The following is a 15,380-nucleotide window of genomic DNA, read 5'->3' as shown; positions in this document are numbered from 1 at the left end:
GAAGGTATGTCGGGTTCTCCCGTTACAGAGAGAAGGCATAAGAAGATGTGCCGGAGTGCAGGAGCAGTCCTGAATTTAGGTGGTACCACGGATGAAACATTCGCCCTAAGCTAAATCATAGCTTAGGGCTTTTATATTGCTTTAAGCAGATGAGTTGCAAGAATAGAAAAAGGAGATAAGAAAATGAAACTGGAAAAATTAGTTGGTGACCGGTTTAAAGAGAGACCGGCAGATTGTGTGATTGACAGTCATGCACTTATGGTAAAAGGTGGATACATCAAATATGTGGCAAATGGTATCTATTCTTCATTCCTGCCATTAAAGAGAATTACACGTAAGATTGAGCAGATTCTTCGTGAAGAGATGGACAAGGTAGACGGACAGGAAGTACAGTTCCCGGTTGTTATGCCTGCATCTATCTGGGAAGAATCCGGAAGATATGAAAGCATCGGAGACGAGCTGCTTCGTTTTACAGACAGAAACGGTGCAAAGATGGTACTTGGCATGACCCACGAAGAAGCAGCCGTGCAGCTGGTTCGTGAGTATGCACAGAGCTATACCAAATATCCTTTTATGATTTATCAGATTCAGACCAAATTCCGTGATGAAGCAAGACCTCGTGCCGGATTAATCCGTGTAAGAGAGTTTACCATGAAGGATGCATATTCCTTCCATACCAGCCAGGAAGATTTGGAGCAGTATTATCAGAGAGTACACAAGGCATATGAGCGTATTTTTGAAAGAGCCGGTATTCCGGAAGTGGTATCCGTTGCATCTGATTCCGGTATGATGGGCGGAAGCCTTTCCCATGAGTTCATGCTTCTTACTCCGATTGGAGAAGATTCCATTGTACTTTGTGATGATTGTGGATACAAAGCAAATATGGAAGCTGCAGAAAATATTTCTGATATTCCAAGAGCCGCAGAATCAGCAGAACTGGAAAAGGTTCATACACCAAATATCCATACAATTGAAGATATCTGTGAATTCTTTGGCGATAAGACAAACAACTCCTGTAAAGCAGTTGTTTATCAGAAAAATTCAGATGACAGCTATGTGGTTGTATTTATCCGTGGCGATCTGGAAATCAATGAGACCAAGCTTGTTAATTATCTTGGTGATCAGATTCATGCTGCTGTTATTACAGAAGAATGCGGATTAAATGCAGGCTATATCGGACCAGTTGGCTTACATATCAATGCACCTCATGTGGTTTTATATGATAAGTCTCTGGAAGGAAGAAATAACTTATCCTGCGGAGCAAATGAAGAGGAATACCACTTCAAAGGACTTGATATGGAGCGTGATGTAAAAGACGCAGAATATCATGATTTTGCTAAGGTATACGAAGGCGGAATCTGCCCGAAATGTGGTAAGAAGACCGTCCGTATTTCTAAAGGTATTGAAGTGGGAAATATCTTCCAGCTCGGAACCAAATATACCAAGTCCATGAAGATGACTTATGTAGATAAAGATGGTGAGAGACAGACTCCAATCATGGGCTGCTATGGAATCGGTGTCGGAAGACTTGCTGCTGCTGTATGTGAAGCCCATCATGATGAGTATGGCCCAATCTGGCCAAAGGAAATTGCTCCATGGCAGGTCCACCTTTGTGCAGTAAGACCGGACAATGAAGAAGTAAAGGCTTTTGCTGATGATTTATATGAGAAAATGCAGAATGCCGGTATTGAAGTTATCTATGATGACCGTACCGTAAGTGCCGGCGTTATGTTTGCAGATGCAGACCTTCTTGGGATTCCACTTCGTGTTATCGTAAGCCCTAGAAATATGAAGCAGGGAATCGTAGAAGTGACATCCCGTGATAAGACCTTAAAGGAACAAGTTCCGGTAGAAAACGTATTTGAAGAGATTCAGAAATACTTATAAGAAGAGATTAAAAATAGCATATTGTGAATGATATGAGAAGAACTCCTGCCGGTTGGAAAACAATCAGCAGAAGTTCTTTTTATGCGAGCAGCGAGAAAAATCGCATGCCTGCATGCAGATTTGGCAAGCACCGCGATAACTCGAGAAACTCGCAAAGCGTGTTTCTCGTAGTTAGTGCGTCTGTTTATTAATATAGCTTGTCTTAAATTTTGAATACATAATCTTCTGGCTGCGGTACAGTCCGTAATAGCCGGAGAGCATATAACTGAATGCAATCGCAAGAAGCAGGAACGGCATTGCAGCAAAGCCGAACATTTCAAAGCTGATCAGCAAAGAAGTAATCGGGCTGTTGGTGACACCACAGAAAATGGCGGCCATACCGATGGCGGCACATAAGGTTGGGGAGAAACCGGTTAACGTTCCAAAGAGACAGCCGAAGCTTGCACCGATAAAGAAAGTAGGAACAATTTCGCCACCTTTGAAGCCGGCACCAAGAGTCAGGGCAGTAAAAATAATTTTTAAAAGAAAAGCTTCCGGTGCCACTGTGCCGTCAAAGCATTTGGAAATAATATTAACGCCGGTTCCGTTGTAATCCTGATTACCTGCCAGAAGGGTGAGGAGAATAATGATGCAGCCGCCTGCCGCAGCACGAAGGTAAGGATTTTTGATAAATTTACGGTAAATGGTTTCACTGTAATGTAAGGAAATACAGAACAGGATACTGACCAATGCACATAAAACGGCAAGAATCGTTACGGTAACTGCAGAAGAAATTCCGAATTCCGGAATGTCTGAAATAGCAAAGGACGGCGGCGCAATCTGAAAGTGTAATGCCAGACCATGTGCTACTAAAGCAGAGATAACGCATGGCACTAATGCAGAATAGTGCATGATGCCGACACTGACTACTTCCAGCGGAAAAATAGCGGCAGCCATCGGTGTTCCGAATAAGGCGGAAAAAGCAGCACTCATGCCGCACATAATCATAATATGTTTATCTTTTTCATCAAAACGGAAAAGTCTTCCGAGAGAATTTCCGATGCTTCCGCCAAGCTGAAGTGCTGCACCTTCCCGGCCGGCAGAACCACCAAAGAGGTGTGTGATTAAGGTGGAGATAAAAATAAGCGGAGCCATACGCAGTGGAATTTCATCCCCAGAGTGGATGGCGGAAAGCACCAGGTTGGTTCCGGTATCCTTTTCATCATGGAGAAGATGATAGAGCAGTACAATCACGATTCCACCCAGCGGAAGAAAGAAGATGAGCCATGGATAAGCAGTTCTTGTATCGGTGACCCATGTCATGCCAAAGTAAAAGGCAATTCCCACCATACCGATGAGAAGACCGGACAGAATAGAAAAAATAATCCATTTTATGGCGGTACGCAGACGGCGCAGATTGTGTTTGATTTTATGTATCACAAGTTCTTTGGTAACTGGTTCGTTCATGATGTAGTAACTCCTTTTTTATATAAAGTAAATATTATAAGCAGAAATTGTTTGTATTTTTTGAAAAATATATATTCTATAAGAAATAGTAGCATTCTGGAAATAAATTTACAAGATGAATGAAGAGATAAATGAAGAGAATTTTATTTGCAAAAAATAACCGGGGTGACTATAATAAGTGAAGGCTTTCTATAAAATCTGGAAATTACAGGCAATGGAGGAAGAAAGATGGAATCAGAAATCAGGATACGCCGACAGATGATAGAGATTGGAAAAAGAATTTATCAGAGTGGAATGGTAGCTGCCAATGATGGTAATCTTTCTGTGCGTATATCAGAGAATGAAATTTTGTGTACGCCAACCGGAATATCTAAAGGATATATGACGGAAGAATGTTTATGTAAGATAAATCTGCAGGGAGAAGTCTTATCCTGTCAGGATGGGTTCCGCCCGTCTTCTGAAATGAAAATGCATTTGAAAGTATATGAAAAACGTCCGGATGTAAGAGCAGTTGTACATGCGCATCCGCCATATGCCACAACCTTTGCGATTGGCGGTCAGGCATTAAATCGTGCAATCATATCAGAATCCATTGTAAGTCTTGGCTGTGTGCCGGTAGCAGAATATGGGCTGCCGTCTACGCAGGAAATACCGGATGCCATTGCACCATATCTTGACTATTTTGATGCGTTGCTCTTAGCGCATCATGGGGCACTGACTTATGGAAAGGACTTGACGGAAGCTTATTACCGGATGGAGTCGGTAGAATTATATGCAAGACTTCTTTACCAGAGTAAAATGATGGAAATGGACCGGGAGCTGGATGCAGATACGGTACACAAATTGTGTCTGATGCGGGAAAAGGCAGGAATGAAGAATCCGGAAACAGTCTGTGGCAGTAAGAAATTATTATTTGAAAGCTGTCGTGAGTGTATCCGCAGGAAAAATCTTTTGCCAGATGGATAGAAAAGAAAACGTTTGGCAGAAGGCAGCATTTTATAAGCCAGAAAAAGTTATTACAGAGAATAGCGGGAAACAGAAAAAGGAGATTAGAAGATGACAATAGAAGAAAGAGTAAAATTAGCAGAAGAAAAACATCACAGTGGTTATAACTGTGCGCAGGCAGTATTATGCAGTTACAGTGATAAGCTTGGAATTGACGAGGAAACTTTATTCCGTCTGTCCGAAGGATTCGGCGCAGGAATGGCAGATATGCAGGGAACCTGTGGAGCAGTAACCGGCATGTATATGATTGCAGGAGCACTGGGAAGCTCGGGAGCAATTGAAAAGGGCATGACCAAAGGCAGAACATATCAGACAGTAAAGGGACTGACAGCAGCATTTGATGAAAAAAACGGCTCTCATATCTGTAAAGAATTAAAAGGAATTGAAACCGGAAAGATTTTGCGGAGCTGCGATGGCTGTATTGAAGATGCAGTCCGTATAGCAGAGCACTTGTTTTCATAGAAAAAACACAATTTTATGGTAAAAGTGCACAAAAACAGAATGCTAAAATTATATAAGTGTACAAAATGTTAAAAACCCCATTGCTATTTTTGAGTAATGGGGTTATATTATATACATCCACTGAAAACGTTACCGAGAACGTAACCAACCAGATTTCAGACGAGTCGGAATACAGATTGGGGAAGAGGTTTTCAGGAAGGACAGCATATTATATTTTAGGAGGATGTACTATGAAAAGAAAATTAGTATCTCTCATGTTAGTTGTATCTATGACAGCAGCTATGGTTGCTGGATGTGGAAGCGACGACAAGAAAACAGCTGACAATAATGCAGCAGGAACAGAGAAGACAGATGACAACAAAGAAGCAGCAAGTGGTTCTGTTTACTACTTGAACTTCAAACCAGAACAGGATCAGCAGTGGCAGGATCTTGCAAAAGCTTACACAGATGAGACTGGTGTTCCAGTTGAAGTTGTTACAGCAGCATCTGGTACATATGAAGAGACTTTAAAGTCTGAGATGGCTAAATCTGATGCACCTACACTTTTCCAGGTAAACGGACCGGTTGGTCTTGCAACATGGAAAGATTACTGTGCAGACTTATCAGGAACAGATGTTTATTCACATGTTAAGAGTGATGACTTTGTACTGAAAGATGGAGACGAAGTAAAAGGTATTGCATATGTACTTGAGACTTATGGTCTTATTTACAACAAAACTGTATTAAACGCATATTGCGGAATGGACGGAGCTAAAGTTACTTCTATCGATGAAATCAACAGCTTCGCAAAATTAAAAGAAGTAGCAGATGATATTCAGTCAAGACTTGCAGAAGTAAGTGAAGCAGCTGGCCCTGAATATGACCTTAAGGGTGCATTTACTTCAGCTGGTATGGATTCATCTTCTGACTGGAGATTCAAAACCCATTTAGCAAACCTTCCAATCTACTATGAATACAAAGCAGATGGAATCGGATCTACAGATGCTATCAAAGGAACTTACCTTGATAACTACAAACAGATCTGGGATTTATACACAACAGATTCTACTTGCGAAGGCTCTATGTTAGCAAGCAAGACTGGTGATGATGCAACAGCTGAATTTGGCTTAGGCGAAGCTGTATTCTATCAGAATGGTACATGGGCATACAATGATATTATCAATGCTGGTGTATTAACAGATGATGACCTTGGAATGATGCCTATCTACATCGGAGCTGAGGGTGAAGAGGATCAGGGACTTTGTACAGGATCTGAGAACTACTGGTGTATTAATGCTAATGCTTCTGAAGAAAACATCAAAGCAACAGAAGATTTCTTGAACTGGGTTATTACAAGTGACACAGGACGTGACGTTGTTGCTAACCAGATGGGCTTCACAACACCATTTGATACATTTGATGATGGATATCAGGCAAGCAATGCATTCATGGATGCAGCTAACCAGTACATTGCAGATGGTAAGACTTCTGTAGCTTGGTGCTTTACAACAATGCCTTCTGAGGCTTGGAAAGATGGCGTAGGTTCTGCATTAACAGCTTATGCTGCTGGAACAGGTTCCTGGGATGATGTTGTAACAGCATTCGTTGATGGCTGGGCTTCTGAGTACGCAGCAGCAAACGAGTAAGACTTATCACATATAAACAGAACAATATGTGACTAAAAGGGCGGGCGGATATCGCCTGCCCTTTATAAAAGGGAAAGGAAAAATATTATGAACAAATCAATTAAAAAATATTTTCCTCTTTTTGCACTTCCAACGTTAGTTGCATTTACAATTGGTTTTATAATTCCTTTTGCTATGGGTATCTATCTTTCTTTTTGTAAATTCACAACTGTTACGGATGCAAAGTTTGTAGGACTATCTAACTATACCAAAATCTTTGGAGATGAGACATTTGTTCACTCATTATGGTATACAGCACTCTTTACAATTGTTTCCGTGCTTGCCATTAACTTTTTTGCATTCGTAATTGCGATGCTTTTAACAAAGGGTATTAGAGGAACAAATGCGTTCCGTACCATTTTCTTCATGCCGAACCTGATTGGTGGTATTGTATTAGGATATATCTGGCAGTTGATTTTCAATGGTATTCTCGCAAATTACAGCAGAACATTGGTATATAATGAAAAATATGGTTTCTGGGGTATGATTATCCTGATGTGCTGGCAGCAGATAGGTTATATGATGATTATCTATATCGCAGGTATCCAGAATATTCCTGGAGATTTGATTGAAGCTGCAGAAATCGACGGGGCAACTTCCTGGCAGGTACTTAAAAATGTAACCTTACCGATGGTAATGCCATCTATTACCGTATGTACATTTTTAACACTGACCAACGGATTTAAATTATTCGACCAGAACTTAGCATTGACAGCAGGTGAACCTGCAAAGAGATCACAGCTTTTAGCATTGAACATCTATGATACTTTCTATGGTAGAAACGGATGGGAAGGCGTTGGTCAGGCAAAAGCAGTTGTATTCTTTATTCTGGTAGCAATAATTGCACTTGGACAGAACTATCTGACCAGACGTAAGGAGGTGCAGCAGTAATGAGTAATGTAAGAAAAGCAAAACATGGCTGGATTTTTACCATTATATTTACTATTTTAAGTGTACTGTGGGTACTTCCAATTGTAATCGTATTTATGAACTCCTTTAAATTAAAGGCATATATTAACCGATTCCCGTTCCAGTTAGGACCGTTTAAAATGACTGACGGATGGGACAGATTTGTTGCCGGAGTACAGAAGGCATTTGTTGGATTAACCAACTATGCAGAAGGTATCCGCAAGATTAACTTCTTTAATGCGTTTGGAACATCATTATTTATCACAGTATGTTCTGTTGCGGTAATTATTCTCTGCACATCTATGTGTGCATGGTATATCATCCGCGTGAATGATAAGTTTTCAAAAGGTTTATATTGCCTTTGCCTGTTTTCCATGATTGTACCTTTCCAGATGGTAATGTTTACATTATCCAAGCTGTCCAATATGTTACATCTTGGAAATCCGGTTGGAATCATTTTAGTATATCTTGGATTTGGAGCAGGACTTGCGGTATTCATGTTTACCGGCTTTGTAAAGAGTATCCCGCTTGAAATCGAAGAAGCAGCAATGATTGATGGATGCAGTCCGATTCAGACATATTTCCAGGTTGTATTTCCGATTTTAAAGCCTACGGCAATTACAGTTGCAATTCTTCAGGTAATGTGGATTTGGAATGACTACCTTCTTCCATATCTGGTACTCGATATCAGAAAATGGAAAACGATTCCGATTGCAATTCAGTATTTGAAAGGTGGATATGGCTCTATCGACTGGGGTGCAATGATGGCTATGCTGGTACTGGCAATTCTTCCAATTATCATTTTCTATGGAATCTGTCAGAAATATATTATCGAAGGCGTTGTTGCAGGAGCTGTAAAAGGTTAAGCATTTATATAATAAGTATTTCGCTATAGATATAGTGTAAAGGCAGGACAAAACATGACAATAAAAGATATTGCAAAAGAATCCGGGTATTCAGTAAGTACTGTGTCGAGGGTTCTGAATAACAGGGATGATGTGAGTCCGGAAGCAGAAAAGAAGATTCGGCGGATTGTTGCAGAACACAATTTTGTTCCAAATGGAAATGCGAAGCATTTGAAACAGATTGCCTCTAAAACCATCTGCGTACTGGTAAAAGGTACGTCAAATATGGTTTTTTCAGGGATAGCAGAAGAAATTCAGACGATTGTAAATAAGACCAGTTATACATTGAATATGATATATCTGGATGAAGAAGAAAATGAAGTAGAACAGGCAATTATTCAGTGTCGTGAAAGAAAACCTCTGGGGATTTTATTCCTCGGAGGTAATCCTGCATTTTTCAGGGAAAAGTTTCATGAAGTAAAAGTTCCATCGGTATTAGTGTCTACTGCAGGAAAAGATCTTGGCTTTCCGAACCTGTCCAGTGTAGCAACAGATGATGTGGAAGCGGCGAAATGTGCCATGAATTATCTGGTGAATCAGGGGCATGTTCATATTGGGGTAATTGGAGGAAATTTAAGTTCTTCTTATGTCAGTGAACAGCGTTATATCGGGTGCGAGAAATGCTTTGGTGAAAAGGGAAGAATATTTGATTACGATAAATATTTTGTGAAAGCAAGATTTGACTTTGGAAGTGCATATCGGGCTACGGAAAAACTTTTGGAGAAGGCAAAGGATGTGACTGCTATATTTGCGATGAGTGATGTCATGGCAATTGGAGCAATTCGTGCGATACGAGACAGAGGCCTGTTGGTACCGGATGATATTTCCGTTGTGGGGTTTGACGGAATACCAATGGCGGATTACTATAATCCAAAGCTGACCACTATAAGACAGCGGTACCAGACGATGGCACAACGCAGTCTTGAAATACTATTTCGTACAATTGACTTGAAAACCAAGGCAGTACATGAGATAATACCTTTTGAACTTGCACTGGGGGAAAGTGTTCGTGAGATAGGAAAATAATCTAGTTTGCAGGAGGAATTTAATTATGAGAACAAGTGGGATATTAATGCATATATCTTCACTTCCGTCACCATACGGAATTGGTACAATGGGAAAGGAAGCCAGAAAATTTGTAGACTTTTTGGATAAAGCAGGACAGACTTACTGGCAGATATTACCGATATGCCCAACCAGTTATGGAGATTCTCCGTATCAGTCATTTTCAAGCTTTGCGGGGAATCCATATTTTATTGACTTAGATTATCTTTGTAAGGATAAGTTACTGACAAAAAAGGAATGTTTAAGCTATGAATGGGGAGAAAATCCGGAATTTGTAGAGTATGGAACACTTTATGAAAACCGTTTTCCTTTATTGAAAAAAGCATATCAGCGCTTTAAAAAAGCATTACCGGATGATTTTGCGGACTTTTGTGAGAAAAACAGTGACTGGTTAGAGGACTATGCACTGTTTATGGCATTGAAGGATGCAAATGGCGGGGTTGCATGGTTTGAATGGAAGAAAGATTTAAAACTCCGCAAACCATCAGCAATTGAAAATGCGAAAGAAGAATTTGCAGATGATGTTGAATTCTGGAAAATGCTGCAGTATCTGTTCTTCAAACAGTGGACAGAGCTGAAAGCATATGCTAATGAAAAAGGCATTCAGATTATCGGTGATGTACCTATTTATGTTGCTGGTGACAGCGCAGATGTATGGGCAAATCCGGGACAGTTCTATTTAGATGAGAACCTGGATCCAATTGATGTATCCGGATGTCCTCCAGATGCGTTCTCTGATGATGGACAGTTATGGGGTAACCCGTTATTCCGTTGGGATACAATGAAGAAGGATGGTTATACCTGGTGGACAAAACGTATCAAAGCAATGTCTGAATTGTATGATGTTGTTCGTATTGACCACTTCAGAGGTTTTGATTCATATTACGCAATTCCTGCAAAGGATAAGACAGCAAGAAATGGAGAGTGGAGAGAAGGTCCTGGTATGGACCTGTTCAATGCTCTGGAAAAGAAACTTGGCAGATTAAATATTATTGTAGAAGATCTGGGTTATTTAACACCGTCCGTAAAACAGTTGTTAAAGGATACCGGTTTCCCTGGAATGAAGTTAATCCAGTTTGCTTTTGACAGCAGAGAAGAGAGTGATTACCTTCCACATACATATCAAAAGAATTGTGTTGTTTATACTGGAACTCATGATAATGATACCATTATGGGATGGTTTAAGACGGCTCCAAAGGAAAGCGTTAAATATGCCAAAGAATATTTAAGATTAAACAAAGAAGAAGGATATAACTGGGGCACCATGAAAGCAGTATGGGGCTGTGTTGGTGATATGGCTATTGTTCCGATGCAGGATATTCTTGGAATTGGCAGTGAAGGACGTATGAATACACCATCTACACTTGGCATGAACTGGAAATGGCGTGCAGTAGATGGACAGATTACTTCGGCACTTGCAAAGAAAGTCTGCAAAAATATGGAAATCTACTGTAGAAAGAGAAAAACAAAAGAAGAGCTGGAAGCTTTAGAAACAGCAGAATAAAATGTATCATTTTATAGTAAACAATACCTCGGGAGGCGGCAGGTCCAAACGGGTCTGGGAGGAACTGCAGAATTACCTTCTGGAGCATGAAATAAGGTATAAAGCACATTTTACAGAGTATGAGGGTCATGCGAAGAAGCTTGCAGACCGTGTATGTGATATTGATAGAGAAAAAGTGTATCTTATTGTGGTCGGTGGTGATGGTACGTTAAATGAAGTACTGAACGGGATGCATGATTTTGAAAAAATCCGGTTTGGCTACATACCGACCGGCTCTGGGAATGATTTCGCAAGAGGTATGAAAATCAATGGAACACCTACAGAAAATTTAGAGCGGATACTTCAGGCGGAAGAGACAACGCCGATTGACTTAGGCTGCGTCAGCTGGGTGGAAGAAGGACAGAAGGAACAGAAGATTTTTGCAATTAGTTCCGGTCTTGGACTGGATGCGGATGTATGTAAACAGGCACTGCATTCCGGATTAAAGAAAGCATTAAATAAACTGGGACTTGGTTCATTAACCTACGTCTGTCTTACGATAAAATCCCTGTTTACCATGCCGACAGCAGAGGCGAAGATAGTATTTGACGATGAAGTGGAAGAGCCGATTCCCCGGATGATTTTTATTGCTGGAATGAATCAGTATTGTGAAGGCGGTGGAGTGCCGATGGCTCCGGAGGCCGTGGCTACGGATGGAGAATTTTCGGTCTGCTGTGGCTATGGAGTGGCAAGGTGGCGCACCTTTTTCCTGTTGCCATTTCTGGTAAAGGGAAAACATACAGGATTTAAGTGCTTTGATATCCATAACTGCAGAAAATTCAGCGTGGATTTGGAAAAGCCAATGGTATTGCATGCTGACGGAGAATATTGCGGGGATGTGACACACGCAGAGTTTAGATGTCTTTCAGGAAAACTGAATATTTTGTTATAATGGTGACTTCCTCCTGCATATACATATAACAGTATAGGCAGGAGGAATTTATATGGAAAATTTTAATACAGGCACTTACGATATGTATAAAGATATCAGTGCAAGGACAAATGGGGAAATTTACATAGGTGTGATTGGAGCTGTGCGGACCGGAAAGTCATCTTTTATCAAACGTTTCATGGAGCTGATGGTACTTCCGTTTATGGAGGATGAAAACAGCCGCCAGCGTGCGGTGGATGAAATGCCACAGGCGGCCCAGGGGAAAACCATTATGACAACAGAGCCGAAGTTTATTCCAAAAGATGCTGCAAAAATCCGGCTTGGCGAAGATACCGAAGTAAAAGTGAGGTTGATTGACTGTGTGGGTTATATGGTAGAGGGTGCCACCGGACATCTGGAAAATGGCGTGGAGCGAATGGTAAAGACGCCTTGGTTTGAAGAGGAAATTCCTTTTACAAAGGCAGCAGAGGTCGGGACCAGAAAGGTTATTAATGACCATGCAACCATTGGAATTGTAGTAACTGCAGATGGCAGTTTCACAGATATCCCGCGGGAGAATTATGTGAAAGGTGAGGAAGAAACCATAAAAGAGCTGCGGAGAATCGGAAAACCCTTTGTTATGGTACTGAATTCCGTAAAACCATACAGCGAGGAAACGGCACAACTGGCAAAAGAATTAGAAGAAAAATATGAAGTCAGTGTATTTCCACTGAATTGTGAGCAGCTTCGAAAAGAAGATGTCTATGCAGTGCTGAAGGGTATCCTCTATGAATTCCCGGTGGTGAAGATGAATTTCTTTCTTCCGAAATGGGTAGAAATGTTGGAAATGAGTCATCCAATCAAAGAAAATGTGGTTGCAAATGCTGGAAAAATGCTGTCGGAAGTAACACTGATAAAAGATTTGATGGATTACAAGATGGCTCCGGAGGGAGATTACATTTCCAATATGATGATGCAGGCGGTGAATCTGGAAAATGGCACAGCAGATATCCGGCTGGATATTGCAGATCAGTATTATTATGAAAATATCAGTGAACTGACTGGAACAGAAGTGACCGGGGAATACCAGCTTATTTCCATGATAAAGGAGCTTTCTGAGAAACGTAAGGAATATGAGAAAGTAGCGGATGCGGTACAATCGGTAGAAATGAAAGGATATGGAGTGGTGAGTCCGAAGCTTTCAGATATTAAAATGGATGATCCGGTGCTGATTAAACATGGTAATAAATTCGGCGTAAAAATTAAGGCAGTAGCACCGTCTGTTCATATGATCCGGGCAAATATTGAAACGGAGATTGCACCGATTGTAGGAAGTGAAGAGCAGGCAAACGACCTGATTCATTATATCAAAGAGGGACAGAGCACAGAAGATGGAGTCTGGGGAACCAGCATTTTTGGAAAATCCATTGGAGAACTGATGGAAGACGGTATCCGCAGCAAGATTGGCATGATGGATGATGAAAGCCAGATGAAGCTGCAGGATACCATGCAGAAGGTTGTAAATGATAATAATGGCGGATTAGTCTGTATTATTATTTAAGGATGCAAGCCGGTAATCCCGGGGCGATATTCCTTTCAGCTTGTGGAACGTCTTGGAAAAATGCAGCCCATTGTCAAAGCCTACGGAATTAGCTACAGCAGTAATGGATAGGCTGGAGTGTTCTAAGAGATAGCATGCCTGTTTTAAACGAAACTGGGTCAGATAATTTTTCGGAGACTGACCCAGTATGGTTTCAAAAGAGCGGTACAGATGGCTCCGGCTTACGCCTACATAATCAGCAATATCATCTACGCGGATCGGATAGGAATAGTTGGCGGAAATATAGGCAATTCCTTTCTGGACATAGTTGCTGGAACTGTTATACTGTTCATTATTGCTGGCATGTTTCATAAAAAGAGCCAGCGTCTGATAGAGTCGTCCGGTCATTTCTACAGAATCCATGAAATCATTTCCGCGGGCTTCATAGATACCGAGAAGGTGTTCCCGGATGGATTCGGAAAGCGGCGTCTGGTGAATCAGTGGAAAATCCCTGGAAAAATCTGTGGCATTCAAAATAATGGCAGCGTCACTGCCATTAAAGCCTACCCAGGCATATTCCCACGGGTCTTTTTCGTCTGCATAATAGGTGATTTCGGTCTGAGGGTAGACAAGGAAGGTATCTCCGGTGGAAAGGGCATAAACTTTACCACCAACAGAATAATATCCTTTGCCGGATAGAATGTGATGAATCAGATAATGGTCACGGATTCCCGGTCCCCACTGGTAAAGAGGTTCACATTTCTGGAAACCGACATTATAGACGGAAAGGGAAACCAGTTCTTTTTTATTTACTTTATAAGAATTCTTATATTTTGGGTCCATCGTATGCCTCCCTTCTGGAATTTGCAGATAGATTATAGATATATTATAGAGGCTGTCCTTTGCAGATGCAACAAAAATACATATTGTTTATACAATAGATACTGTTCAAATACAGGAATATAAGGTATACTCTTATTTGTAAGGAACACGAAAATACATATTTTAGTACAAAGGAGTGGAGAATATGTCTATTTTAGTTACAGGTGGAGCAGGTTATATCGGAAGTCATACCTGCGTGGAATTACAGCAGGCAGGCTATGACGTAGTAGTGCTGGATAATTTATCCAATGCCAGCGAAAAATCATTAGAGCGTGTAAAAGCGCTTACTGGAAAAGAAGTTACATTTTACCGTGGAGATATATTAGACCGTGATATCTTAAATGAAATCATGGAAAAAGAGAAGATTGACTGCTGCATTCATTTTGCAGGATTAAAAGCAGTTGGAGAATCTGTGGTAAAGCCATGGGAATATTATAATAACAACATTGCAGGAACATTGACATTAGTAGATGTGATGCGCCAGCACGGCTGCAAGAATATTATCTTTTCTTCCTCCGCGACCGTATATGGTGATCCGGCACAGATTCCAATCACAGAGGAATGCCCGAAGGGACAGTGTACCAATCCATATGGCTGGACGAAATCCATGTTAGAGCAGATTCTTATGGATATGCAGAAAGCTGATCCGGAATGGAATGTTATCTTATTAAGATATTTTAACCCAATCGGAGCACATCAGAGCGGGACTATGGGAGAAAACCCGAATGGAATTCCGAACAATCTGATGCCATATATTACCCAGGTGGCAGTTGGAAAGTTAAAAGAGCTTGGCGTATTTGGAAATGATTATGATACACCGGACGGAACCGGGGTAAGAGACTACATTCATGTAGTAGACCTGGCAAAGGGACATGTAAAGGCATTAAAGAAGATTGAGGAAAATGCCGGATTAAGTATTTACAATCTTGGTACCGGACATGGTTATAGTGTACTTGATATTGTAAAGAATTTTGAAGAAGCAACAGGCGTAAAGATTCCTTATTCCATTAAGCCACGTCGTGCCGGCGACATTGCGACCTGTTATTGCGACCCTTCAAAGGCAGAGCGGGAGCTTGGCTGGAAAGCAGAGTTTGGCATTCGTGAAATGTGTGCCGATTCCTGGAGATGGCAGAAGAATAATCCAAATGGATATGAGGACTAGAAAGAAGCTGAAGAAAAAAATTGCAAAAAAATTAAAAAA

Annotated in this window: 13 protein-coding genes and 1 other annotated feature (1 of these 14 only partly in view); of the genes, 11 read left to right on the top strand and 2 right to left on the bottom strand. The window is 41.0% G+C overall.

Translation table 11 applies throughout. The features are described from left to right. Positions 1-111: a binding site (T-box leader), on the top strand; it begins 117 nt to the left of the window's first position. Between the two features lie 72 nt (positions 112-183). Then, positions 184-1,887: a proline--tRNA ligase gene (locus tag DWY37_RS02375; protein WP_022242598.1), complete on the top strand. Its 1,704-nt coding sequence runs from the start codon at positions 184-186 to the stop codon at positions 1,885-1,887. Positions 1,888-2,058: 171 nt separating this feature from the next. On the opposite strand, the gene DWY37_RS02370 is transcribed toward DWY37_RS02375, so the two are convergent. Continuing rightward, positions 2,059-3,333 carry a chloride channel protein gene (locus DWY37_RS02370; protein ID WP_117697143.1) on the bottom strand — a complete coding sequence of 425 codons (1,275 nt, stop codon included), beginning with the start codon at positions 3,331-3,333 and terminating at the stop codon, positions 2,059-2,061. Positions 3,334-3,561: 228 nt separating this feature from the next. Here DWY37_RS02370 and DWY37_RS02365 point away from each other — a divergent pair, with 228 nt between their 5' ends. From DWY37_RS02365 to spoIVA, 9 genes are all read left to right on the top strand, one after another. Beyond that, a complete protein-coding gene (locus tag DWY37_RS02365) occupies positions 3,562-4,299 on the top strand; it encodes a class II aldolase/adducin family protein (RefSeq protein WP_117697145.1) in 738 nt (245 codons plus the stop codon). Between the two features lie 90 nt (positions 4,300-4,389). Then, positions 4,390-4,800: a C-GCAxxG-C-C family protein gene (locus tag DWY37_RS02360; protein WP_117697147.1), complete on the top strand. Its 411-nt coding sequence runs from the start codon at positions 4,390-4,392 to the stop codon at positions 4,798-4,800. A gap of 230 nt (positions 4,801-5,030) precedes the next feature. Continuing rightward, entirely contained in the window at positions 5,031-6,425 is a 1,395-nt protein-coding gene (locus DWY37_RS02355) for an ABC transporter substrate-binding protein (RefSeq protein ID WP_118540629.1), read from the top strand. An 87-nt stretch (positions 6,426-6,512) separates the two neighbouring features. Next, on the top strand, positions 6,513-7,355 hold the full coding sequence (locus DWY37_RS02350) for a carbohydrate ABC transporter permease (protein WP_117697151.1): 843 nt from the start codon (positions 6,513-6,515) through the stop codon (positions 7,353-7,355). Continuing rightward, positions 7,355-8,239 (top strand): carbohydrate ABC transporter permease, encoded by an 885-nt coding sequence (locus DWY37_RS02345; RefSeq protein ID WP_117840993.1) that lies wholly within the window; start codon positions 7,355-7,357, stop codon positions 8,237-8,239. The genes DWY37_RS02350 and DWY37_RS02345 overlap by 1 nt, the downstream gene beginning before the upstream one ends. Positions 8,240-8,293: 54 nt before the next feature. Then, the gene (locus DWY37_RS02340; protein ID WP_117697153.1) at positions 8,294-9,304 is read left to right on the top strand and encodes a LacI family DNA-binding transcriptional regulator; all 1,011 of its coding nucleotides are present in this window, start codon (positions 8,294-8,296) and stop codon (positions 9,302-9,304) included. A gap of 25 nt (positions 9,305-9,329) precedes the next feature. After that, positions 9,330-10,847 carry a 4-alpha-glucanotransferase gene (malQ, locus tag DWY37_RS02335; RefSeq protein ID WP_117697155.1) on the top strand — a complete coding sequence of 506 codons (1,518 nt, stop codon included), beginning with the start codon at positions 9,330-9,332 and terminating at the stop codon, positions 10,845-10,847. Position 10,848: 1 nt separating this feature from the next. Further along, on the top strand, positions 10,849-11,778 hold the full coding sequence (locus tag DWY37_RS02330) for a diacylglycerol/lipid kinase family protein (protein ID WP_117697157.1): 930 nt from the start codon (positions 10,849-10,851) through the stop codon (positions 11,776-11,778). Positions 11,779-11,830: 52 nt separating this feature from the next. Next, on the top strand, positions 11,831-13,318 hold the full coding sequence (gene spoIVA, locus DWY37_RS02325; RefSeq protein ID WP_117697158.1) for a stage IV sporulation protein A: 1,488 nt from the start codon (positions 11,831-11,833) through the stop codon (positions 13,316-13,318). Here spoIVA and DWY37_RS02320 read toward each other — a convergent pair. Continuing rightward, positions 13,298-14,140, bottom strand: a complete 843-nt coding sequence (locus DWY37_RS02320) for an AraC family transcriptional regulator (RefSeq protein ID WP_117697160.1) — start codon at positions 14,138-14,140, stop codon at positions 13,298-13,300. The two genes, spoIVA and DWY37_RS02320, sit on opposite strands and share 21 nt — an antisense overlap. A 184-nt stretch (positions 14,141-14,324) precedes the next feature. On the opposite strand from DWY37_RS02320, the gene galE reads away from it, so the two are divergent. Beyond that, entirely contained in the window at positions 14,325-15,341 is a 1,017-nt protein-coding gene (gene galE, locus DWY37_RS02315) for a UDP-glucose 4-epimerase GalE (protein ID WP_022242586.1), read from the top strand. The last annotated feature ends 39 nt before the right edge of the window (positions 15,342-15,380 follow it).

It is taken from the genome of Roseburia sp. AF25-13LB (genome assembly GCF_003478915.1).
GTDB lineage: Bacteria > Bacillota > Clostridia > Lachnospirales > Lachnospiraceae > Roseburia_C > Roseburia_C amylophila.
Note: the sequence above shows the minus strand (reverse complement) of the source record. Positions and strands in the feature narration are given on the sequence as shown.